Below are 21,009 nucleotides of genomic sequence, written 5' to 3'. Positions count from 1 at the left end.
GCTGTCCAGAGCCAACCAGAAACCGTTCTCCGCGTCCAAGACGCATCCCGCGGCAAGACATAAGGGTGACTTATGGATTTGCGATCCGGATCGCCCGCAAATGCGTCCTGATGAAGTCCTCGGCACGCGACAGCGCCTTGCCGCGCAGGCTCAGCAGGGATAGCGGCAATGCCGGGCCACCTGCCAGCGGGCGAACCGCGATCCCAGGAAACTGTGCCCAGGGAAGCAGCGAATCCACCACGGCAACGCCCAGCCCCGCCTGCACGAAACCAGCCGCCGCGATCGAGGAGTCGATCTCTATCTGCGGAATGAAACCACTCCCTTCCCGCCGCGCGGCCGCCTGCAACTCATCATAGGGGCGGGTCATGCTGCGATAGGAAATCACCGTTTCCTCCGCCAGATCGGCAAAGCTCACCGCAACGCCCCCCGCTAACGGATGCGCCTCGGGCAGCAGGCAGCAAAAGGAGGTGAGGCCGATCCGTTCCACCTCTATATCGGGCGGCAGGTTATCGTCCAGCGCCAGCGCCAGCGCGGCATCTCCGGCACGCAGCAAGTCCACCATGGCAGCGATTGGCGCCACATGCGTGCGCAACAGGATATCGGGATGCCGCGCCCGAAAGGCCGACAATGCCTGCGGCAAAAGCGCCATGGCTGGCGGCGGGGAAGCGGCGATCCGCACCAGCCCCGCCCGCCCGAGCCGCAGATCGGCGGTCTTGCGCCGCAATCCCTCCAGCCCGCCGAACAGCCGCTCTGCCTCGGGATACAACTCCAGCGCCTCGGGTGTGGGCTGCAACCGCCCCTTCTCGCGGTCGAACAGGGCAAAGCCCAGCTCGTCCTCGGCATGGATCAGGATCTGGCTGAGTGCCGGTTGCGAGATATTGAGCAATCGCGCCGCCGCGGTCACTGTGCCCGCCCGCATGACGGCGGTGAATACTTCAAGCTGACGTGCGCGCATGAAAATTCCATAGGCTGTGCTTATAGGATGCCCCGTTTCTCGTCTTTGACGCAAGCGGGGTCTCGGCGTTCTGATGGGAACAGGTATCTGACAGGCGAAAGGCGGCGGAATGGACGTGATCGTTCTGGGCGGCGGGCTGATGGGGACGGCCTCGGCCTTCTTCCTGGCGCGGCGCGGCCTGCGGGTGACGCTGATCGAGCGGCATCGCATCGGCGCGGGCGCCACCGTTGCCTCCTTCGGCAATATCCGCCGCAGCGGGCGATACCTGCCGCAATTGCCGCTGGCGCATCGTTCGCTGGCCCTGTGGCATCAGGCGGACAAGCTGCTTGGCCGCGACGTGGAGTTTCGCGCCACGGGGCATCTGCGATTGATCTTCGACGAGGACGGGTTGAGCGACATGCGCGGTTTTGCCAATGCCGCCCGCCCTTGCGGCCTCGATCTCGAAGAGCTGGAACCCGCGGATATCCGCCGCCGCTTTCCCGGCCTTGGACCCGAGGCCATCGCGGCCTCCTTCTCGCCGCAGGATGGTTCGGCCAATCCGCGCCTTGTCGGCCCCGCCTTCGCGGCGGCGGCGGCACAGGCGGGGGCCGAGATCGTCGATCAGGCGCCGGTGCTCGACATTGCCCGCAACGGCTCGGGCTTTGCGGTTCGCACGGGTCGGGGCCGGTTCGAGGGCGCCGCGTTGCTCAACTGTGCCGGGGCATGGGGAACCGGGATCGCGGCGCGTTTCGGCGAACATGTCCCGCTGGACAGCTTTGGCCCGCAGATGGGCGTGACCGAGCCGTTGCCCCATCGTATCCTGCCCGTGGTCGGGGTCTGGTCCCGCGCCCACGGCGCCTATCTGAGGCAGGTCGAGCGCGGCAATGTCGTCTTCGGCGGCGCGGTCGAGCGGGTCCCGGTCGATCCCGATCCCGGCCATGCGCGCGCCGATCCGGCGCGACTGCCCGAACAGCTTCGCGCGGTGCTCCGGCTGATGCCCGCGCTACGCGACGTGGCGGTGATCCGGCAATGGTCGGGCTGCGAAGGTTACGTGAGAGACGGTTTGCCGGTCATGGGGGCCTCGGCCACGACGCCGGGTCTGTTCCACGCCTTCGGTTTCTGCGGTCACGGTTTTCAGCTTGGCCCCGGCGTGGGGGACGCCATGGCGGAACTGATTGCCACTGGCGAATGCGAAACCCCGCTTGCGCCCTTTTCGATCCGGCGTTTCGCGGCATGATCCCACCCGTTTCGTCAGAACTTGGCCACCTTTCCCCATTGCCGCTGATCGAAGCGGGCAAGGCGGTATTGCCCGGTTGCGGTGATTGGCTGGCGACCAAGGGCCAGATCGGCGACGAGATGCCCCACCCCCGGACCGATCCCAAAGCCGTGCCCCGACAGCCCCGCTGCCAAGACCAGACCGGGCAAGCCGATAGCCGCGTCGATCACCGGCACCCCGTCGGGCGTGCTGTCGATATAGCCCGCCCATTGCGCCTGCACGGGCAGGGGCTTCAGCGCCGGCAACAGGCGATGGGCGCGGGTCAGCGTTTCCCGTATCAGCCGGGCGGAAGGGCGCGGGTCGAGGATGCGCATGCGCTCCATCGGCGTCTCGCGGTCCAGCGCCCATTTGCTGCGGGTCTCGAAACCGGCGCGCCATGCCTGCGGTCCACCCGGCGCCAGCGATCTCCAGCGACCGGCGAACATGGGCAGGAAATGCCTGGCGCCCCGCAGCGCCCCCGGCGTCGGATCGAGATTGGCCCGGCCGGAAATCGCCAGCGTATGCCCGCCATCGCCGCGCCGGGTCACCGAGACGGCGGCGGTATGCAGCGCGGCGGGCAGGCCTTCGGCCCCCGGTGCGACCGACAGGATCGAGCTGCGCACCGAAGCCTGCGGAAAAGCGATCCCGAGCTGATGCAGGAAACTGGCCGCCCATGCCCCGCCCGCCACCACCGCCTGCCGGGTCCGGATCGTTCCGTGTTCGGCGACAACGCCGGAGACGGCTCCGCCAGAGGTTTCGATGCCCCGCGCGGCACAGGATTGCAGCACGATACCTCCATGCCGGATGACCCCCTTGGCGATCAGCGGTGCCGCGCGCGAGGGATCGGCAGTGCCATCGGTCGGCGACCAGACGCCGCCCTTCCAGCTCTTGCCGGTCGCAGCCCCGCGCTCGGCCGCTTCAGTGGGGCCGATCATGCGCGTATCCACACCCTCGCCGCGTGCGAAACGGCCCCATTCCGCCCAGCCCTCGATCTCGGCCTCGTCATCCGACAGATACAGCAGGCCGCAGCGCCGGAAACCGAGATCCTCGCCGATATCGGCGGTCATCTCTTCCCACAGATCGAGACTGCGGGTGGACAGCGGCAACTCGCGGGCATCGCGGTTCTGCTGGCGGCACCAGCCCCAGTTGCGGCTGGACTGCTCGGCTCCGATCCGGCCCTTTTCCAGCAGCACGACCCGCTGCCCCGCCCGTGCCAGCCAGTAGGCAGCGCTGACGCCGGTGATCCCGGCGCCGATGACGACGCAATCGGCCTCGGCTGGCATCCGGGCAGTGGCAGTTTCGATATGCATGAGGGGCGCGGGCATGGCAGTCTCCGATCTTTTTCCGAAACCTTACCCGCACTCTGCCAAAGGCATCTGCCGGATCATTGGCAAAGGGCAGCATTTCATGTTGAAGCATGTTGACTTGGCAGGGCGATACGTCTTTCACAAGACAGCCGCGCCCTGCCGGAGCGAAGGAGCGAACCGATGAGCACCCGCCTGAAACTGGATCGGATCGATATCAGGATTCTTGCCGAACTGCAGCGCAACGGGCGGATCACCAATGTGGAACTGGCGGATCTGGTGCATCTGTCGCCCTCTCCCTGCCTGATGCGGGTCAAGAAGCTGCAGAAGGCCGGATATATCTCGGGCTACTCGGCCCAGATCGATGTCGCCAAGCTGGGCGAAACATTGACCGTCTTTACCGAGTTCACGCTCAAGAACCACCGGCAGATCGATTTCGCCCGCTTTCAGGAGGCATTGGAAAAGATCGATAGCTGCGTCGAATGCCACCTGATTTCAGGTGGTTATGATTACCTGGTGAAATTCGTCACGGCGGGAATCGTCGATTACCAGACGATCATCGAGGCGCTGATCGACCGCGAGATCGGGATCGAGCGCTATTTCAGCTACGTCGTGATAAAGACCCCCTTCGTCAAGACGCAGATCCCGCTGACCCGGCTGTTTGCCGACCGGGACTGACCGCTCATCGTTGCGCGAATGCCGCGACCAGTTCGGGGTCCTGTTCCAGCCCGGTCAGCCAGCCGGGATCGAGCTGCGGCACCGAGGAAATGAGCAGCCGGGAATAGGGATGCGTCGCCTCGCTGGACATGCGGGCCGCGGGCAGGGCCTCGACCACCTCGCCCTTGTACATCACCAGCACATCGTCGCAGATCGCCTCGACAGTCGAAAGGTCGTGGCTGATGAACATGTAACTCAGGCCCAACTCGCCCTGTAACTCCTTGAGCAGGTCGAGGATGGCGGCGGCGACAACCGTATCCAGCGCCGAGGTGATCTCGTCGCACAGGATCAGGTCTGGTTCTGCGGCAAGGGCGCGGGCAAGATTGACTCGCTGCTTCTGGCCTCCTGAAAGTTCGGATGGCAAGCGGTGACGCAAGGCAGCGGGGAGGCGCACCATGTCGAGCAGTTCGGCCACCCGTGCCTCGCGTTTCGCGCCGCGCAATCCGTGATAGAAATTCAGCGGCCTGCCGATGATCGTGCCAATGGAATGGGCCGGGTTCAGGGCGGTATCGGCAAGCTGGAAGACAATCTGGGCGCGGCGCAGATCCTCCTTGCGGCGGGCATGCAGGGCAGGTTCCAGTTTCTGCCCGTCGAGGAGCACCTTTCCGCGATAGGCGGGCAGGATACCGGCAATCGCCCGCGCCAATGTCGATTTGCCCGAGCCGCTTTCGCCGATCACGCCCAGGTTCCGGCCGCGTTCCAGGCGGAAATTCACATTCTGCAGCACCTTTGCCCTGGGCTCACCGTTGACCAGCGCGCCATAACCCGCGCAAAGCCCGCTGACTTCCAGAACCGCCTGATCTTCGGGCGCATCCCGCCCACCGGCCGGCACATGCGGCACCGGTTCGAACGCGGCCAGCAATTCCTTCGTATAGTGATGGCGCGGAGCATGCAGGATCTGCCCGGTCGTGCCGACTTCCTGTATTTCGCCGTTCTTCAGCACCACGATGCGATCCGCGATCTGCGCCACCACGGCAAGATCGTGGCTGACATAAACCCCGGCCATGCCGGTCTTCTCCATCACCGAACGAAAGGCGCGCAGCACCTCGATCTGCGTCGTCACGTCCAGCGCGGTGGTCGGCTCGTCGAAGATCACCAGCTTCGGGTCCCCGATCAGCGCCATCGCCGCCGACAGTCGCTGCAACTGCCCGCCCGAGACCTGGTGCGGATAACGCCGGCCGATCTGATCGGGATCGGGCAGCGCAAGCGCCCGGAACAGGTCCCTCGCCTGCGCCTCGGCCTGCGCGCGGGGCATCAGCTTGTGAATGGCGGTGATCTCGATCACCTGATCCATGATCCGCTTTGAAGGGTTGAAGGCCGCCGCCGCCGATTGGGGCACATAGGACACTTCGGTCCCGCGCAACCCGGCACGCGCCGTCTCGGACATGGCGGTGACGTCATGGGTGCCGACACGGATATTGCCGCCATCGATGCTGCACCCGCTGCGGGCATGCCCCATCAGCGAAAGCGCGATGGTGGTCTTGCCCGAGCCGGATTCTCCGATCAGGGCGAGGATCTCACCGGGGGCGATGTCAAAGCTCACACCGCGGATGATCTCGACCTTGCGGCCCGCATCGGTGACGGCGCCGATCTTCAGGTCACGGACGGAAACGAGGGGGGTATCGGTCATCAGTCGCTCCTGTCGCGGATCCTGGTGGGAAGGTTGTCGATGAACATGTTCACCGAGATGGTCAGAGAGGCGATGGCGATCGAGGGAAACACCACGGCCGGTGCGCCAAGGCTCAGCCCCTCGATGTTCTCCCGCACCAATGCACCCCAATCGGCATTCGGCGGCTGCACGCCCAGTCCAAGGAAGGACAGTCCCGACAGGACCAGCACGATGAAGACGAAACGCAGCCCCAGATCGGCCAGCACCGGGCCGAGGATGTTGGGGAAAATCTCGCGGGTGATCAGGTAGGCCGTGCCCTCGCCCCGCGCCCGGGCCACGGTGACGAAATCCATCGTGTTGATATTCACCGCCAGCGCCCGGGCGAAACGGAAGGAGCCGGGCATGTAGATTGCCGTCAGCGTCAGGATCAGCACCGGGATCGACGAGCCCACGGCAGCCACGACCACGAGACCGAACAGCAGCGAGGGGATGCCGTTGAAGGCATCAAGCAGCCGCGACAGCAGCGTGTCGAACCAGCCGCCCAGCACCGCGGCGATCATGCCAAGGACGACGCCGATGGCCACGGCCAGCGTCACCGCCGCCAGGGCGATGCCGACGGTAAAGCGCGCGCCCATCAGGATGCGCGAAAGGATGTCACGGCCAAGATAATCGGTGCCCATCCAGAATTCACCGCTCATCGGGCCGAAATAATCCCAGCCCACGATCTCGCCCGGCGGATATGGGGCAAGCCATCGTCCGGCGACGGCGATCACCGCCCAGAACAGCATGACGGCAAGGCCGATACGGCCGGTCCAGTTGAAGGCATAGCCCATGCTCCGGGGAGTGGGCAGGCGAAGAAAACGGGAGGTTCTGAAGGAAACGGTCATCAATGGCGCAGCTCGGGTTGGAGAGGATGGCGATCATGTCGGCGAGCGTCGTCAGGCTCAGGTAGCTGACGCAGAAGATCATCGCACAGGACTGGATCAGCGGCAGGTCACGGGTGGACACCGCGTCCACCATCAGCTTGGCGACACCGGGATAGTTGAACACCGTCTCGACGATGATCACCCCTCCGACCAGGTAGGACAGCGACAGCGCCACCGCATTGGCGATGGGTCCAAGCGCGTTGGGCAGGGCATGGACCAGGACCATGCGCTTGCGCGAGGCGCCCTTGAGCAGCGCCATCTCGACATAGGGAGTGTTGATCGTTTCGATTACCGCCGCACGGGTCATCCGGATCATCTGGGCCGACACGACGAAGCTGAGCGTGATGACAGGCATCGCATAGGCGCGCAGCATGGCGCCAAGGCTGTCCACATTGACGCCATAGCTGAGCGCGGGCAACCAGCCCAGCCAGACCGCGAAGATCAGCACCGCCAGGGTCGCGACCATGAATTCGGGCACCGAGATGACCGAGATCGTCAACATGGACACCGCCCGGTCAAGCAGGCTCCCCCGCCACATCGCCGCGACGATGCCAAGCGACAGCGCAACCGGCACACATATGATGGTGACGATCCCGGCAAGCCGCAGCGAATTGGCCAGCCGGCCCGACAGCAATTCGGCGATCTCCATCCTGTTGACATAGGAGGTGCCCAGATCCCCGGTCAGCAAACCGCCAAGCCAGCCCAGAAAGCGCATCAGCGCCGGTTCATCAAGACCCATCGCCTCGCGCAGCCCGGCCACGGCCTCGGGTGTGGCGGCCTGTCCCAGAAGGATCTCGGCCACGTCTCCGGGCAACAGTTCGGTCGCGAAGAAAACCGCGAAAGACACGATGACCAGCGTGATCAGCGCAATCCCGAGCCGCTTGCCGATCAGCAGCCATGTCGTTTTGGATCGAAGCAAGACCTGTCTCCCTGAATCGAAGGGGCGTTCGCCCGCGCATTGTCACATGCGCGGACCGTGTCGGACGGGCAGGCGGGGGTCAGCCTTCCAGCCAGACATATTCCGCGAAAGCGTAGCCCATCTGTCCGCCCAGGGGGTTCGGACGCAAGCCCTTCAGCCGCGTCGAAAGCGCATCGACATTCGAGATATAGGCCGGGATGATCGTGCCCGCCTCGTTGGCGACCATCTCCTGCATCTCCCAATAGATGGCGGTCCGCTTCTCCTCATCCAGAAGGCCACGCGCCTCGACCATCATCTTGTCGAACTTCTCGGACTTGTACTGGCTTTCGTTCCACGGCGCATCCGAGGCGTAAAGCAGCGAGAACAGGATATCGGGCGTCGGGCGCGGGTTGATATTGCCGAAATGGACCGCTTCCTTCAGCCAGTAATTGGACCAGTAGCCGTCGGACGGAACCCGTTGCACATCGAAGGGCATGCCGATCTCGGCCCCGGCCTGCTGCACCACCATGGCCATATCGACGGCCGAGGTCGCGGCATCCGAGGTGACGATCGGGATCGCCTGCCCCAGCACACCCGCTTTCTCGAACAGTGACTTGGCCTTCTCGGGGTCGTATGCGCGTGGTTTCAGTTCCGGATTGTGATAACGGTCCGCGGGGGAAACGGGCTGGTCATTGCCGATCTCGGCCAGGCCGCGCAGCACGGATTTCTGGATCGCCTCGCGATTGACCAGGTGCTTCATCCCCTCGATGAAACCGGCCTTGGCGCCGGGTTCCAGGTCAAGCCGGATATTCAGGTTGGTATAATTCCCGCCCGTGGTGATCGAGGTTTCCACATGCGATTGCCCCTCGAGCATCCGCAACGAGCGCGGGTTCACCGCCGCCGCAAGCTGGATGTCGCCCGAAAGCACCGCGTTCACCCGGGCGTTGTTGTCCGAGATCGCGAAATACTCGAAACTGTCGAGATAGGGTCCCTGCTCCTTGAAGTAATTCGGGTTCTTCACCGCGACCGAGCGCACGCCGGGCTCGAAGGATTCGCAGATGAAGGCGCCGGTGCCGTCGGCGGTCGAGAAATCCGTGACCCCGTCCGCGATGATCATGAAGTGATGCAGCGACAGGATCGTGGGCAGGTCGGCATTGGGCTCGGTCAGCACGATCTTGACGGTCAGGTCATCCACCGCCTCGATCTCGGCCATCTGCTTGGCAATCGAATTGGCCTTGGAACCGACGCTCTCGTCAAGATGCCGCTTGAGCGAATAGACGACATCGGCCGAACTCAGCGTCTTGCCGTTATGGAAGGCGACGCCGGATCTCAGCTTGACTTGCCAGGTCCTGGCGTCATCCGATTCGACCGTTTCGGCCAGTTCCATCTGCACATCGCCATTCTCGTCCAGGAAGGTGAGGCGGTTGTAGAAGGCGCAGCAGCGCGTGTAATCGGTCGAAAGCGATGCCTTGGCCGGATCGAGGGTGTCGGCAGTCGAAGCCGACCAGCCCGCCGCCTTGAGATTGCCGCCGCTGACCGGGGTCGCGGCCACGGCCTCGCCCGCGCGCAGCAACAGCCCGCTGCCCATCGACAACGCCACGCCCGAGCCCATCAGCATCTTCAGAAGTTCGCGGCGCGACGCACCGCGGCGGATCGCGTTCTCGACCATCGCATCGTCACGGCCGGTCCAGTTGGTAGGTGTGTTCCTGATCATTTTCTGGTTCCCTGTCGTTGTTATGGCCCCACCCGGTTCTTGCCGCCGTTTCGGACCTTTGTGGTAAAGTGATCTCATCGACCGAAGGCGCGATCGGCCGTCTCGGCCAGTTCGATCAGCGCGTTGAAACGGTAATCGGGTTCCGTGAACCGCGCGGGCTCGATGGTTCCGCCATAACCCTGCTGCGCATGGCGGCGCGCGATCCAGGCATTGGTCATGCCCAACTCGCGAGAAATCCCGATGTCGTGATACTGGCTTTGCGCCGTGTGCAATATGTCGGCCCTGCTGCCGCCATCGCGCTCTACATGCGCGAATACCTGGTGGAAAAAGGCCGGATCCGGCTTTTCCGTGCCGGTCTCATCCGTGGTGAAGCTGGCCCAGAACGGCATGCCCAGCTTTTTCTCGTATTTCTCGAAGGCCCAACGGCGCGCATTCGTCATCGCGATCAGCTTGTAGCGCGCCTTGAGCCGCGCCATCGCCTCGACACTGTCGGGAAAGGGTTCCGCTTCACCCACGGCCTCGATCATCAGGCGGCGGTTCTCCTCATTGTCCGGCAGGCCCAGCTCGGCGGCGATCCGGCCATAGCAACGGCCGAGATCGTCTGGAAAGCGCAGCGCCTCGGGCTGGTAACGCGCCTTGCGATAGACGGTCAACGCCGCCTCGCCATCGATATCGACCCCGGCATCCCCGGCGATCCGGGCAAGCCCGTTCTTGATGGCGTCCTCGAAATCGATCAGCGTGCCGACGACATCGAAGCTGACATGGGAAAACGCGGTCAGCGGTTTCGCGGCGGTTTGTGTCGCCATCTTCGGCGGTCCTTTCCTGTCCGTGCCGCAAGGACTCATCTGCGGCGAAAATCATGCCTGCGGGCTGTGCGGAGCCCCCGGTTTCATCATCCCGTTCCCCTCAGCATCGCCGGAGTTCCTGCCATCCTTGCGCTGAATGCCGGCTGGAGAGCGGCAGATTCTTTTGTATTGAGGTGGAGGGCGGTCAGATATGCCGCGCCCTCCCCTTGCCGTTTCAATAGCCGCGACCAGGGTCCACGAGACCGGGAATCGGCCGGCCTTCGCGGCTGGCGCGCATCACCGCCAACACGTGGCGCGCGCCCTCCTCGGGATCGGTATGCGAGGCGACATGCGGAGTCACGACGATCCTTGGATCGTGCCAGGCCCAATGATCGGCGGGCAGCGGCTCGGGATCGGTGACATCCAGCATGGCGGCGGACAACCGGCCATCGTCCAGCGCCGCGCGCAGCGCCTCCATGTCAAGCTGCGGCCCGCGTCCTGCATGGACGAGGCGCGCTCCGCGCGGCAACTGCGCGAATAGCGGCGCGTTCAACAGCCCCCGCGTTTCATCGGTCAAGGGCAGCAGGCAGATCAGCAGATCCGTCCGCGCCAGGAAATCGCCCAGGGTATCGGCGGCAAAGACCTCCAGCCCTTCGACCGGCGCGCCCGAACGGCTCCAACCCGCCACCGGGAAACCAAGGGCCGCAAGGCTCTGTGCTGCAAGCCGTCCTATCCGGCCCATACCCATGATGCCTGCGCGGCAGGTCCGGGCCAAGCGGGCGTGATGTGTCACCCACTCCCCGCGCCCGGCCTGCTCCAGATAGCGCGGCATGTCCCGATGCAACATCAGTGACGCCATCACCACCCAGTCCCGGACCATCTCTTCGATCCCCGGAGCAATGGTCCGCGACAAGGCCACACCTTCGGGCAGTGGTGGCATCTGGTCCACCCCGGCCCCGACGCTGATCACGGTTTTCAGGTTGGGATAACGCGACAGGTCCCGTGGCGGCATCCAGCAGGCGATATGGGTGATTGCGGCGGGATCGGTGACCGCCTCTTCTCCGACCACCATATCCTCGCCCGCCTCGGCAAGCAGCGGCGCCCAGACCGCGATCCGCTCGGGTGTCGAGAGATAGAGCAGCGTCATCCGCGAAGCACCTTGCGGATCTCGGGATCTTCCAGCGTCAGGTCCAGCACCTTGCGGCTGCGTTCGACGATGGCGTCGATCTCATCCGCCGTGCAGCAAAGCGGCGGCGCATAGCCAAGGATTCCCTGCGCGAAGGACCGAACGATCAGGCCCTGCTCCCATGCCCGGTCGAACAGGCGGTTGGCAGGATCCAGCGCCGCGGGAAGCGGGGTCTTGTTGCGCTTGTCCGTGACCAGCTCGACCGCCGCCAGCATGCCCCTGCCCCGCACATCGCCGACCAGCGGATGATCCCGCAACTCCGCCAGCCCCGCCATCAGGCGCGCGCCCATCCGGCGGCCATTCTCGAAAAGCCCGCCCTCGTAGAGCGCCAGCACCTCCAGCGCGACGGCGGCGGATACCGGATGCGCGGAATAGGTGAAGCCATGCCCCACCGCCTTCGCGCCTGCGCCTTCGGCGATGGTCTCGTAGACATGGTTGCGCATGAACACCGCGCCCATCGGCACATAGCCCGAGGTCAGGCCCTTTGCGACGGTCATCAGGTCCGGCACGATCCCCTCGTCCTCGCAGGCGAAAAGCGGGCCCGTGCGCCCGAAACCGGTAATGACCTCGTCGGCGACGAACAGGACCTCGTGCTCGGCGCAAAGATCGCGCATGGCCTTGATCCAGCCCGGCGGCGGCACCAGCACCCCGCCCGATCCCTGGATCGGCTCCACATAAAATGCCGCGACGCGATCCTCGCCGATCTCGGCCAGCTTGGCGCGCAATTCCGCCAGCGATGCATCGATGATCGCCTGCGGGTCCTGTCCCACGGGATTGCGATAGATGTAATGCGACGAAATCTTGTGCTGCCAGTCATAGGGCAGGCCGAAGCCTTCGTGAAAGGCCGGCAAAGCCGTAAGCCCGGCCCCGCCCGAGGCACTGCCGTGATAGCCCTGCCCGACCGAGATGAACAGGTCGCGCTGCGGCTTGCCCCTGGAATGCCAGTAATAGCGGATGAAGCGGATCGTGCTGTCCACCGCGTCCGATCCGCCAAGGCAGAAATAGACATGGTCCAGATCGCCCGGCGCACGCTCGGCCAGTTCGGCGGCCAGCCGGATCGGCGCCTCGGCCCCCAGATCGAAATAACCGGTTGCATAGGGAAGCTGCCGCATCTGCGCGGCGGCGGCCTCGACCACGCTTTCATGGCCGTAACCGGCATTCACGCACCACAGCCCGGCGAAACCGTCGATCAGGTCGCGCCCCTCGGCATCGGTCACGACCGCGCCCCGGGCGGATTGCAGCAGCCTGACGCCGCGCGCCTCGTGGCCACGGAAGGACGAAACCGGATGGACGAGGTGGCGGCGGTCCAGTTCGGCAAGGGAATTGCTCAGCATGTTCATCTCCGTGAAATCAGCCCAAAGCCTGCGAGACGAGGGCATAGGTCGTGAAATCTTTTTGTTCCGATGCAATCGCCGCCCGGCATGTCATCGCGGTGCCCCCACCGACATGGGCAAGCCCCAGGGAGGCGGCATGATCGGACAGCCCGCGTTCCCGGGGCAGATCGACGCGCAGGAACCCGCCCGCGCAGCGCCTTGCCCCTTCGGCGATCAAGGCACGGGCGGTCGCCGCATCACGCGCCACGACCGGCCCCAGCACATGGCCCCTGCCGAATTCGCGCAGCATGGCAAAGCCGTCCTCGGCTAGCAGCACCTGTCCCCGCCCGGCAATCCTCCGCAACAGCCCGGTCCGCGCCATCCCCGAAGCCGCGCGATCCATGACGGCAAGCCGTTCGACATCCCCGGAATCCCCGTCGCCCACCGGCAGATCGGGCGTCGTGGCCTTGGCGATCCCCTGATGCTGGGCGATCTGCCCGGTCGCGGTGAAACCCAGCTTTTCATACAGGGGCAACCCCTCCTGCGTCGCCACCAGCCGCATCTCGCGCGGGCCCGCCATCGCGATCACCGCCTCCATCACGCGGCGCCCCAGCCCCCGCCCGCGCATCCGCACATCGACGATGATCATGTTGAGCTGGGCCACGTCGCCGAAAATCGTGCAAAGGGCGGTGCCGACCACCCTGTCGCCCTCCAGCGCAACCACGCCCCCGGAGATCGAGGCATTCAGCGCCCAGTCCTCGATCCGGTGCGGCCAGCCGACCTGCCGGGAAAGATGCAGGGCGGCGTCCAGATGCTCTGTGGCGAAAGGTTCGATCCGCAAATGCTGCGCGGCGATGGCAGGAGAGGAATTTCCGGCACTGGTCATGAATTTGATCCCCGTGTTTCGTCCCTGTCAGCCTAGGCAAGGGGTGGCGGCATGTTTGTCCTGATCGCGGCGCGCAGCGGCAGTTTGCATCGCTCCCCCCGCCTTGCACCGCAGGAAATGCCGCGCTCAGGCGGCAAGCTTTCGGCCAGGCGCAAGCACCATCTTGCAGGCAGCGTGCAGTTCCTCGCGGGTCAGATATTCCTCGGGCCGATATGCCCGCGCAGTATCGCCCGGCCCGCAGATCACCGAAGGAATGGCTGCGGCCTGGAACAACCCCGCCCCGGTGCCGAAACTGGCCGCGTCCAAGGGCACCCGCCCGGTCGTTTCCGCATCTATGCGATATGTGCGACGAGGTCATTGCCCGCTTTCATATGCCGGGTCATGCTTCGTCCCGACCATGTCCCCTCCTGCGCCGCCATCGACGCCGATCTTGGCGGACAGGCAGCACCTTTTGCCGCCAACTGTCCGCGCAACGGAATATCCTGCGCTGAAATCGTCAAACGCGGCAATCCCTGTCGCGGCAAAGCGGCAATGCTTGGAGCATCGATGATCCTCCGGAGAGAACAATGACCTTCCGCCCCAAATTCATCACCTTCGACTGCCACGGCACGATGATCTTCTTCGACATGGCGGGCGCCGCACGCCATCATTACACAGAGCGGCTGTCCCCCGAGCAGATGGAGGCGTTCATCCGCGATTTCGCCGCCTACCGGCTGGACGAGGTTCTGGGCGCGTGGAAACCCTATGCCGAGGTGGTCCATAATGCGCTGGAACGAACCTGCAGGCGCAACGCAGTGCCATTCGACCCAGTCATCGCCGCCGACATTTATGAACGCGTGCCGACATGGGGGCCGCATCCCGATGTGCCCGCGGGGCTGGCGGCAATCGGGGACAGGATTCCGCTGGTCGCGCTGACCAACTCGATGAACAGCCAGATCCCGCATAATATCGCCCGGCTCGGCGCACCGATCGCGCATGTCCTCACCGCCGAGGACGCGCAGGCCTATAAACCGCAGATGCGCGCTTTCGAGTATATGTTCGACATGCTGGGATGCGGACCCGAGGATGTGCTGCATGTCTCGTCGAGTTTCCGCTATGACCTGATGACCGCCCATGATCTGGGCATCAGGAACAAGGTATGGGTCAATCGCGGTCACGAGCCCGCCAATCCCTTCTATGGCTATGCCGAGATTGCCGACACGTCCGGCCTTGCCGCGCTGGCCGGTCTCTAGGGGCCGGAGGCGCGATGAAATATATGTCCTACTGGCATGACACCGCCTCTCCCTTTACCGGCGCCGAAACGGGGCCGGTCGAGGGAGCCTATGATGTCGCGGTGATCGGGGCCGGTTTCACCGGGCTGAATGCCGCGCGCAAATTGGCCCGCGAAGGGCTGCGCGTCGCCGTGCTCGAGGCACATCACGCGGGCGCGGGGGGATCGGGGCGCAATGGCGGCCATCTCAATAACGGGATCGCGCATGGCTATGCCGAAGCCAAGGCCCATCTGGGCGCGGAACGCGCGCATGCGCTTTATCACGCCTATGACCGCTCGATCGACATGATCGAGCAAGTCATCGTCGAAGAGGGGATCGACTGCGATTTTCGGCGCTCGGGCAAGCTGAAACTCGCATCGAAGCCCTCGCATGTGGACGGGCTTCGGGCGAATTTCGACCTGATCCATCGCGAGGTTGATGCCGATACACGCTGGCTCGAACGCGGCGAGTTGCAAGACGAGATCGGCTCGGAAGCCTTTCACGGCGCGATGCTCTATGGCAAATCCGCTATGATGCATATGGGACGCTATGTGGTCGGGCTGGCCCGCGCGGCTCAGCGTCACGGCGCGTGCATCTGGGAGAATGCGCCCGTGACCGAACGCCGCGCTACCTCCAGTGGCTGGGAGTTGGTGACGCCGAAAGGTAGCCTCCGCGCCGAGCGGGTGATCGCCGCCACAGGCGCCTATTCCGGAGAGAGTCGCGGCGAAGTGCTGCGCTATTTCCGGCGGCGGATCATCTCGGTCGGCTCATTCATCATCGCGACACGGCCGCTGACCGCCAAAGAGATCGCGGCCACTCTGCCGGGCAACCGGACCTGCGTCACCTCGATGAATATAGGGAACTATTTCCGCCTGTCGTCCGACAACCGGCTGATCTTCGGCGGGCGGACGCGGTTCTCGGCAGTGTCGAACCAGCAATCCGATGCCAGATCGGGCGAGATCCTGCGGGCCTCGATGATCCGGATCTTTCCGCATCTGGCGGATGTCGAAATCGACTATTGCTGGGGCGGCCTCGTGGGCATGACCAAGGACCGGTTCCCGCGTGCGGGAGAGGCCGATGGCATGATCTATGGCATGGGATATTCCGGCCATGGCGCGCAGATGTCCACATTGGTCGGGCAGGCGCTTGCCGACATGGCATTGGGTCGCGCGGGCAGCAACCCGCTTGACGGGCTGGACTGGCCCGCCATCCCCTTCCACAGCGGCAAGCCGTGGTTCCTGCCGCTGGTCGGGCTGTGGTTCGGGCTGAAGGACCGGCTATCGTGACGGCCGGACGCCATCAGCCAAGGGAATGCGAAGCCAGGCCGTAGATCTGCATCCCCTTCAGCGGCCGCCGTTGCGTTCCATGATACATCTCGGTGACTGTATCATGGAGCACCATGCCCGCATCGGTCAGGAATTCCGAGAAAGCCTCGCTTTGCACCGGGGTATCGAGGCGCATGAACCCGCCCTGATGGCGCTGGATCAACGGCGCGGCCAGCGCCATCGCCATGCGGTCATCCTCGGCCACCAGCGGGCCGATCACCATGCCGCGCCCGAATTTCCGCAGCATCGCAAAGCCGCGGATCTCGCCGTCGGTCTCGATAACCAGCCCCGAGGAAAGATCCAGCATCCGGTCCAGCGTCACCCGTCGTTCCGCCCCATAGGCATGACGGTCAAGCGCACGGATGACCGGGACATCTACAGAGGTCATCGTCCGGATAGTCATTCCGGGCACAGGCTCGGGCACGGCAACGCCACGGACCGTCCCCTGGTGCTGCCGGATGGTATGCAGGGGCGTGAAACCCGCGCTTTCATACAGCCGATAGCCCTGCCGCGTCGCGCTCAACCGCAGGTCGCAGCCCTCGCAATCCCGCATGACCCGGCGCAAGAGCCAGCGGCCGGTCCCCAGGGTTTGCAGACGCGGCGCGGTGACCATCATGCCGAGCATTGCAAAATCGTCACCCGCACGGAAATACATCGCCGAGCCCAGTGCCCGTCCGATCTCATCGGTGGCGAGATAGCCCTCGCCCAGTGAAATGAACATGTCGAGATCATGCGCCCGATGGGGCCAGAACACACCGACGGTCAATTCATGCAGCAGCGCGCGGTCCTCGGGTGCGATCCGCCGTGCCTGCACATCAAAATTATCAACTCGCATCAAATCAGCCTGTTCCGAACCTCTTTGCCCGGCACCGTCGTCTACCATTATCCTGTTGCCTTGCCGTAATCATCATGAACCGTCCCTCGTTCCAGGACAGAAGAACCTGTTTATGTCAGATTGTCGCCCAGAAACTGCGCATTTTTCTGCTGTATCCAGCGCCGAGACGGCAGCATTGTGCGGCGAAGGCTACCCGGAGGTTTTTGTTTGCGTTCGGTCGTGTTTCTCCAGCGCCTGGATTTGCGCGAGACTGTCCTCCGCGAACGGTCGTCGCCCCCCTCCAACATGTGTGTCTGGTTGCGAGCGTTGACTATGTTGCTGGTTCTCGGACGGATCGACAGTGGATTGCATGAAGCTTCAACGCCCGGCTGCATTCTCATCGACGGTAGAACCAGTTCGGTGGGACCACAACTTCAACGGCAGCAAGGGCGGCAAGCGGTCTTGCGGCGATGCAACTGTGCTGACGCAACGAAACCGGGGGAACGGACGTTCAAAAGGCCAACATCGAATAACGTGAACCAATCGAGCGATGGCCATCCCCTGCAAACGAGAAGCCATGACCTCTCAAATCCTGCCAGACCGATTGGGCGAGGTTTAAATCCTCGATCTCATTCATCATCCAGCCAATCCGGGAAACGCCACCCGCCATGGTCGGCCTCCAGCGATGCCGCCATGTCCAGAAGCATCGACTCGGAGAACAAGTCTCCCACCAGTTGAGCCCCGACCGGCATTCCGTCGCCATCCATCCCGGCGGACAGGTTCAGCCCCGGCAGGCCCGCCGCGTTCACCCAACCTGTGTAAACCGCGTGCCCCCGTGGTCCGACGGGCCGACCGGCTATTTCCGGCGGAAATGGCTCGGCGGCCGCCCATGGCTGCGCGGCGGAGGACGGGGTCATGATCACGTTCCAGTCGGCAAAGAATGCCGAGGTCGCGGCCCGCAGGTCGCGAACCAGATCAAGCGCAGCATAGAAATCCGGAGCAGCCACCGAAGCGCCCATATCCGCCATGTCGAGATAGGGGGACGACGCCTTTGCCGCCATTTCGGGAATGGCATTGCGCATCGCCGCAAGGCCGATCTGTCCAAAACGGGGCCAGAAATCGTTGAGGGCAGCAAGGTCGAAGGGCATCGCGTCCTCGGTCACCTGATGCCCAAGATCGCGCAACCTGTCCGCCAGTTCTCCGCAACACTTCAGGATCCCCGGATCGCAGGGATTATCCCCCAGAACCGGCACGTAGAGAATCCGCAGGCTTTCCGGGAGCGGCTGTCCCGATATCCGGCGGCGTGACATCGGATCGGCTCGATCCTCCCCCGCCAGCACTGCGTGCAAAACACGCTGATCGGCGGCGGAGCGGGCCAGCCCTCCAACGACTTCGAAGTCGAGAAGAACCTGCGGCAGGCCACCCGCGCGCGGCACCGCCCCTATTGTCGGCTTCAGGCCAAGCAGGCCGGTATAGCCCGCCGGACGCCGTATCGATCCGCCGCCATCCGTCCCGATAGCCGCCGCGGCAAGTCCGGCGGCCACGGCAGAGACCGAGCCGCCCGAAGAACCACCCGGTGTCAGCGCCGGGTTCCAGGCGTTGCCGGTGGTGCCGTAAAGCCGGTTATGGGTGTAACCTTCGACCGCGAATTCCGGGGTGTTGGTCTTGCCGAGGATGACCGCCCCGGCTTCTCTCAGCCGGGAGACGGGCAATTCGTCATGACTGCAGATTCCCTGCTCGGCAAAAACTGCGCTGCCCCAACTGACAGGCATGCCACGCGTCACCAGATTGTCCTTGACCGCCACCGGGACCCCCTCGAGCGGAGATCGCGGAGCCCCGGCGGCAATGCGGTCCGCGCTTTCTGCCGCCTCATCCGCCAGGGCGGGATTTATCGCGACGTAGCAATTCAGGATCGGATCGATGCGGTCGATGCGCGCTCGATAGGCCTCTGCCACCTCGATGGGTGTCATCGCCCCGTTGCGATAGGCTTGCGACAATTCGCATATTCCAAGCTTCCAGAAAACATCCTTGGTCATTTCCAGGCAATCCTTGCTTCAAGTGCGGGGGACAGACCGATTGACGGCTTCGCCGCCGGCCGGCGAAAGCTGCCGGACTCCGCGCCGCGGGGCCGCAGCGCGGCCAGGGTTTCCGCCTGCCGAATCGCCGCTTGGGCGCAATCGACCACTGGAACGGCCAGACGGTCGCGAATGCGCGGGGCAAGGCCTGCCAGGGGTGCACCGGCCAATACGATGACATCGGTCTGGCCTTCCTTTATGGCCCTGTTGGAGAGTTCTATCAGGGCCGCCTCCTTCTCGTCCTGGACATCCTCGATCGCTGAAAACGCCCCCTCGGCCATGAAAATACCGGCGCAGCGATCTTGCATGCGGTGCCATTCGACGCATTCCTGATACCATGGACCTAGCGCCTGCGCGAAAGTGACGATGGCGAATTTCCCACCCATCATGCAGGCCGTCAGCATCCCCGCTTCGGCCAATCCAACCACGGGGATGTCGAAAAGCTCGCGCGCGGCGCCAAGACCCGGATCTCCGAATGCCGCGACGATTGCAGCGTCGTAATCCTGATGCCGCTCGGCGAGTATCTCGAGTGTCTGAAGCCCCCCCACCAACGCCTCTGTCCGTGTCGAGATATAGGGAACGCCGGTGGCAGCCGTGACGGTTTCCAGAACTGTGCCGGGCGACAGGACGCTGCGCGCCGCAGCTTCGAGACGGTCGGTCAACGCACTGCTCGTGTTGGGATTTATCATCAGTATGCGCATGGGACTGCCTCTGGTTACATCAGTGAGGGAAGAAACATCGCGATCGGTTTGACATAGGTCACGATCAGCACGATCAGGAATTCGAGGATGACGAAGGGGATCGCGTATCTTGCGGCACGCGCGAACGGAACTCCGCCCAGCTGCGACGCCAGATACAACCCGACACCGACCGGCGGCGTGAGATGTGCCATCGAAAGATTGACGGTCAGCACCGCGCCGAAATGCACAAGGTCAAAGCCTATTGCTTCGAGTGTCGGCTTGAACAACGGCACAAGGAGATACATCGCCGCGATCGGCTCCAGAAAGGCGCCGACGACCAGAAGTATCACGTTGAAAAACAGCAGGATAAGCACCGTATTTCCGCCCGACGCCGACAGCACGGCCTCGTTCAGCCGGGTTGCCAGGCCCTGGGTCTGCATCACCCAGCCATAGACCGCCGAAGTCGCGATGATCAGCACGATGACACCAATGGTGCGCCCGGAATCGAACAGCACATCCGGCAGATCGCGCAGGCGGATCGAATGGTATACGAGCCGGTCGATGATGAACAGGTAGACCACCGCGACGGCGGCGGCCTCGGTGGCGGTGAAGATCCCGGTATAGATGCCCCCCAGGATGATCACCGGCGCCATGAGGCCCCAGAACGCATCCTTTACCGCATCGATGAAATTGCTCATCGTGCGCGGCTCCAGCGTGGCGCCCGCATAGCCCCTGCGCCAGGACACGTAAAGCACGTAACCACCCAGGATAGTCAGCATGACCATGCCCGGACCAACGCCTGCGGCGAACAGCTTGGGGATCGAGGTCTCGGTTACGACGCCGTAGATAATGAAACCGATAGAGGGCGGAATGACTACCCCGAAGGTGCATCCCGCGGCCACGCAGGCCACGGCGAATGCGCGCGGATATCCGCGTTCCGCCATCGGCTTCACGAGAAAGCTGAGCGCCGCCACGGTCGCGATGTTCGAGCCTGACATCGACGCCAGAACCGCGCCGGTGACCAGAACGGTCAGCGCAAGCCCGCCCGGCAGCGGCCCGACGATCAGTTCAGCGACCCGGACCAGCTTGTTGGCGATGCCGGTGCGGGTGATCATGTTGCCCGCGACGATGAACAGCGGTGTCGCGAGCAGGGGAAAACTGTCCAGCGAGCCGGAAAACACGTAGGGCATGACGCTCAGCGGCCCGGCTTCGAAAACCACGAAGGCGGCAAGCCCGGCAAGCCCGATCGCGGTGAAAACCGGGAAGTTCAGTGCCAGAAGGGCAAAGAATATGAACAGGCCGATGACGGCCGGGTTGGTCAGTAAATCCATGTTCGGC

At 64.2% G+C, this 21,009-nt stretch carries 20 protein-coding genes; 4 read left to right on the top strand and 16 right to left on the bottom strand.

The window, feature by feature from the left end; genetic code table 11:
• Window positions 1–70 precede the first annotated feature (70 nt).
• The gene (locus A7A09_RS10770; RefSeq protein ID WP_106691418.1) at window positions 71–955 is read right to left on the bottom strand and encodes a LysR family transcriptional regulator; all 885 of its coding nucleotides are present in this window, start codon (window positions 953–955) and stop codon (window positions 71–73) included.
• Window positions 956–1,064: 109 nt separating this feature from the next.
• Here A7A09_RS10770 and A7A09_RS10765 point away from each other — a divergent pair, with 109 nt between their 5' ends.
• Window positions 1,065–2,171, top strand: coding sequence for an NAD(P)/FAD-dependent oxidoreductase (locus A7A09_RS10765; protein WP_106691417.1), 1,107 nt, complete (start codon window positions 1,065–1,067; stop codon window positions 2,169–2,171).
• Between the two features lie 14 nt (window positions 2,172–2,185).
• Here the strand turns inward: A7A09_RS10765 and A7A09_RS10760 are convergent, their stop codons facing one another.
• Window positions 2,186–3,514 carry an NAD(P)/FAD-dependent oxidoreductase gene (locus A7A09_RS10760; RefSeq protein WP_106691416.1) on the bottom strand — a complete coding sequence of 443 codons (1,329 nt, stop codon included), beginning with the start codon at window positions 3,512–3,514 and terminating at the stop codon, window positions 2,186–2,188.
• A 162-nt stretch (window positions 3,515–3,676) separates the two neighbouring features.
• On the opposite strand from A7A09_RS10760, the gene A7A09_RS10755 reads away from it, so the two are divergent.
• Window positions 3,677–4,171, top strand: coding sequence for an Lrp/AsnC family transcriptional regulator (locus tag A7A09_RS10755; RefSeq protein WP_211341106.1), 495 nt, complete (start codon window positions 3,677–3,679; stop codon window positions 4,169–4,171).
• Between the two features lie 4 nt (window positions 4,172–4,175).
• Here A7A09_RS10755 and A7A09_RS10750 read toward each other — a convergent pair whose 3' ends face one another.
• From A7A09_RS10750 to A7A09_RS10710, 9 genes are all read right to left on the bottom strand, one after another.
• Complete coding sequence (locus A7A09_RS10750) at window positions 4,176–5,840, bottom strand: ABC transporter ATP-binding protein (RefSeq protein WP_106691415.1); 1,665 nt, start codon at window positions 5,838–5,840, stop codon at window positions 4,176–4,178.
• On the bottom strand, window positions 5,840–6,517 hold the full coding sequence (locus A7A09_RS10745; RefSeq protein WP_245999279.1) for an ABC transporter permease: 678 nt from the start codon (window positions 6,515–6,517) through the stop codon (window positions 5,840–5,842). The genes A7A09_RS10750 and A7A09_RS10745 overlap by 1 nt, the downstream gene beginning before the upstream one ends.
• On the bottom strand, window positions 6,507–7,664 hold the full coding sequence (locus A7A09_RS10740) for an ABC transporter permease (RefSeq protein ID WP_245999278.1): 1,158 nt from the start codon (window positions 7,662–7,664) through the stop codon (window positions 6,507–6,509). Before A7A09_RS10740 ends, A7A09_RS10745 begins: the two co-directional genes overlap by 11 nt.
• A 79-nt stretch (window positions 7,665–7,743) precedes the next feature.
• Entirely contained in the window at window positions 7,744–9,357 is a 1,614-nt protein-coding gene (locus A7A09_RS10735) for an ABC transporter substrate-binding protein (RefSeq protein ID WP_245999277.1), read from the bottom strand.
• Between the two features lie 74 nt (window positions 9,358–9,431).
• The gene (locus A7A09_RS10730) at window positions 9,432–10,163 is read right to left on the bottom strand and encodes an HAD-IA family hydrolase (protein ID WP_106691413.1); all 732 of its coding nucleotides are present in this window, start codon (window positions 10,161–10,163) and stop codon (window positions 9,432–9,434) included.
• A gap of 214 nt (window positions 10,164–10,377) precedes the next feature.
• Window positions 10,378–11,289, bottom strand: coding sequence for a 2-hydroxyacid dehydrogenase (locus tag A7A09_RS10725; RefSeq protein WP_106691412.1), 912 nt, complete (start codon window positions 11,287–11,289; stop codon window positions 10,378–10,380).
• Window positions 11,286–12,662, bottom strand: coding sequence for an aspartate aminotransferase family protein (locus tag A7A09_RS10720; protein ID WP_106691575.1), 1,377 nt, complete (start codon window positions 12,660–12,662; stop codon window positions 11,286–11,288). Before A7A09_RS10720 ends, A7A09_RS10725 begins: the two co-directional genes overlap by 4 nt.
• Before the next feature lie 16 nt (window positions 12,663–12,678).
• Complete coding sequence (locus tag A7A09_RS10715) at window positions 12,679–13,527, bottom strand: GNAT family N-acetyltransferase (protein WP_211341105.1); 849 nt, start codon at window positions 13,525–13,527, stop codon at window positions 12,679–12,681.
• A 126-nt stretch (window positions 13,528–13,653) separates the two neighbouring features.
• On the bottom strand, window positions 13,654–13,839 hold the full coding sequence (locus tag A7A09_RS10710) for a hypothetical protein (protein WP_148043641.1): 186 nt from the start codon (window positions 13,837–13,839) through the stop codon (window positions 13,654–13,656).
• Window positions 13,840–14,093: 254 nt separating this feature from the next.
• Between A7A09_RS10710 and A7A09_RS10700 the strand changes: the two genes are divergently transcribed.
• Both A7A09_RS10700 and A7A09_RS10695 read left to right on the top strand, forming a co-directional pair.
• Complete coding sequence (locus A7A09_RS10700; RefSeq protein ID WP_106691409.1) at window positions 14,094–14,759, top strand: haloacid dehalogenase type II; 666 nt, start codon at window positions 14,094–14,096, stop codon at window positions 14,757–14,759.
• Between the two features lie 14 nt (window positions 14,760–14,773).
• Window positions 14,774–16,063, top strand: coding sequence for an NAD(P)/FAD-dependent oxidoreductase (locus A7A09_RS10695; protein ID WP_106691408.1), 1,290 nt, complete (start codon window positions 14,774–14,776; stop codon window positions 16,061–16,063).
• A gap of 13 nt (window positions 16,064–16,076) precedes the next feature.
• On the opposite strand, the gene A7A09_RS10690 is transcribed toward A7A09_RS10695, so the two are convergent.
• From A7A09_RS10690 to A7A09_RS10675, 5 genes are all read right to left on the bottom strand, one after another.
• Window positions 16,077–16,937 (bottom strand): GNAT family N-acetyltransferase, encoded by an 861-nt coding sequence (locus A7A09_RS10690; protein WP_106691407.1) that lies wholly within the window; start codon window positions 16,935–16,937, stop codon window positions 16,077–16,079.
• 490 nt (window positions 16,938–17,427) lie between these two features.
• Window positions 17,428–17,556: a hypothetical protein gene (locus A7A09_RS21850; protein ID WP_281277492.1), complete on the bottom strand. Its 129-nt coding sequence runs from the start codon at window positions 17,554–17,556 to the stop codon at window positions 17,428–17,430.
• Window positions 17,546–18,952 (bottom strand): amidase, encoded by a 1,407-nt coding sequence (locus A7A09_RS10685; RefSeq protein WP_106691406.1) that lies wholly within the window; start codon window positions 18,950–18,952, stop codon window positions 17,546–17,548. Before A7A09_RS10685 ends, A7A09_RS21850 begins: the two co-directional genes overlap by 11 nt.
• Window positions 18,949–19,692: an aspartate/glutamate racemase family protein gene (locus tag A7A09_RS10680; protein ID WP_106691405.1), complete on the bottom strand. Its 744-nt coding sequence runs from the start codon at window positions 19,690–19,692 to the stop codon at window positions 18,949–18,951. Before A7A09_RS10680 ends, A7A09_RS10685 begins: the two co-directional genes overlap by 4 nt.
• A gap of 14 nt (window positions 19,693–19,706) precedes the next feature.
• Entirely contained in the window at window positions 19,707–21,002 is a 1,296-nt protein-coding gene (locus A7A09_RS10675) for a TRAP transporter large permease (protein ID WP_106691404.1), read from the bottom strand.
• Window positions 21,003–21,009 lie beyond the last annotated feature (7 nt).

This window comes from Paracoccus methylarcula (assembly GCF_003007735.2).
In the GTDB taxonomy this organism is placed as follows: Bacteria; Pseudomonadota; Alphaproteobacteria; order Rhodobacterales; family Rhodobacteraceae; genus Paracoccus; species Paracoccus methylarcula.
The sequence above is the reverse complement of the archived record's forward strand: the minus strand, read 5'-3'. Positions and strand labels throughout refer to the sequence as shown.

Bases quoted from the DNA above. Each gene is read 5' to 3' on its own strand.
- A7A09_RS10755 (WP_211341106.1), top strand. From the start codon at position 3,677: ATGAGCACCCGCCTGAAACTGGATCGGATCGATATCAGGATTCTTGCC.
- A7A09_RS10695 (WP_106691408.1), top strand. From the start codon at position 14,774: ATGAAATATATGTCCTACTGGCATGACACCGCCTCTCCCTTTACCGGC.
- A7A09_RS10725 (WP_106691412.1), bottom strand. From the start codon at position 11,289: ATGACGCTGCTCTATCTCTCGACACCCGAGCGGATCGCGGTCTGGGCG.
- A7A09_RS21850 (WP_281277492.1), bottom strand. From the start codon at position 17,556: ATGATGAATGAGATCGAGGATTTAAACCTCGCCCAATCGGTCTGGCAG.
- A7A09_RS10735 (WP_245999277.1), bottom strand. From the start codon at position 9,357: ATGATCAGGAACACACCTACCAACTGGACCGGCCGTGACGATGCGATG.
- A7A09_RS10745 (WP_245999279.1), bottom strand. From the start codon at position 6,517: ATGAGCGGTGAATTCTGGATGGGCACCGATTATCTTGGCCGTGACATC.
- A7A09_RS10760 (WP_106691416.1), bottom strand. From the start codon at position 3,514: ATGCCCGCGCCCCTCATGCATATCGAAACTGCCACTGCCCGGATGCCA.
- A7A09_RS10770 (WP_106691418.1), bottom strand. From the start codon at position 955: ATGCGCGCACGTCAGCTTGAAGTATTCACCGCCGTCATGCGGGCGGGC.
- A7A09_RS10750 (WP_106691415.1), bottom strand. From the start codon at position 5,840: ATGACCGATACCCCCCTCGTTTCCGTCCGTGACCTGAAGATCGGCGCC.
- A7A09_RS10675 (WP_106691404.1), bottom strand. From the start codon at position 21,002: ATGGATTTACTGACCAACCCGGCCGTCATCGGCCTGTTCATATTCTTT.
- A7A09_RS10765 (WP_106691417.1), top strand. From the start codon at position 1,065: ATGGACGTGATCGTTCTGGGCGGCGGGCTGATGGGGACGGCCTCGGCC.
- A7A09_RS10715 (WP_211341105.1), bottom strand. From the start codon at position 13,527: ATGACCAGTGCCGGAAATTCCTCTCCTGCCATCGCCGCGCAGCATTTG.
- A7A09_RS10720 (WP_106691575.1), bottom strand. From the start codon at position 12,662: ATGCTGAGCAATTCCCTTGCCGAACTGGACCGCCGCCACCTCGTCCAT.
- A7A09_RS10685 (WP_106691406.1), bottom strand. From the start codon at position 18,952: ATGACCAAGGATGTTTTCTGGAAGCTTGGAATATGCGAATTGTCGCAA.
- A7A09_RS10730 (WP_106691413.1), bottom strand. From the start codon at position 10,163: ATGGCGACACAAACCGCCGCGAAACCGCTGACCGCGTTTTCCCATGTC.
- A7A09_RS10680 (WP_106691405.1), bottom strand. From the start codon at position 19,692: ATGCGCATACTGATGATAAATCCCAACACGAGCAGTGCGTTGACCGAC.
- A7A09_RS10700 (WP_106691409.1), top strand. From the start codon at position 14,094: ATGACCTTCCGCCCCAAATTCATCACCTTCGACTGCCACGGCACGATG.
- A7A09_RS10690 (WP_106691407.1), bottom strand. From the start codon at position 16,937: ATGCGAGTTGATAATTTTGATGTGCAGGCACGGCGGATCGCACCCGAG.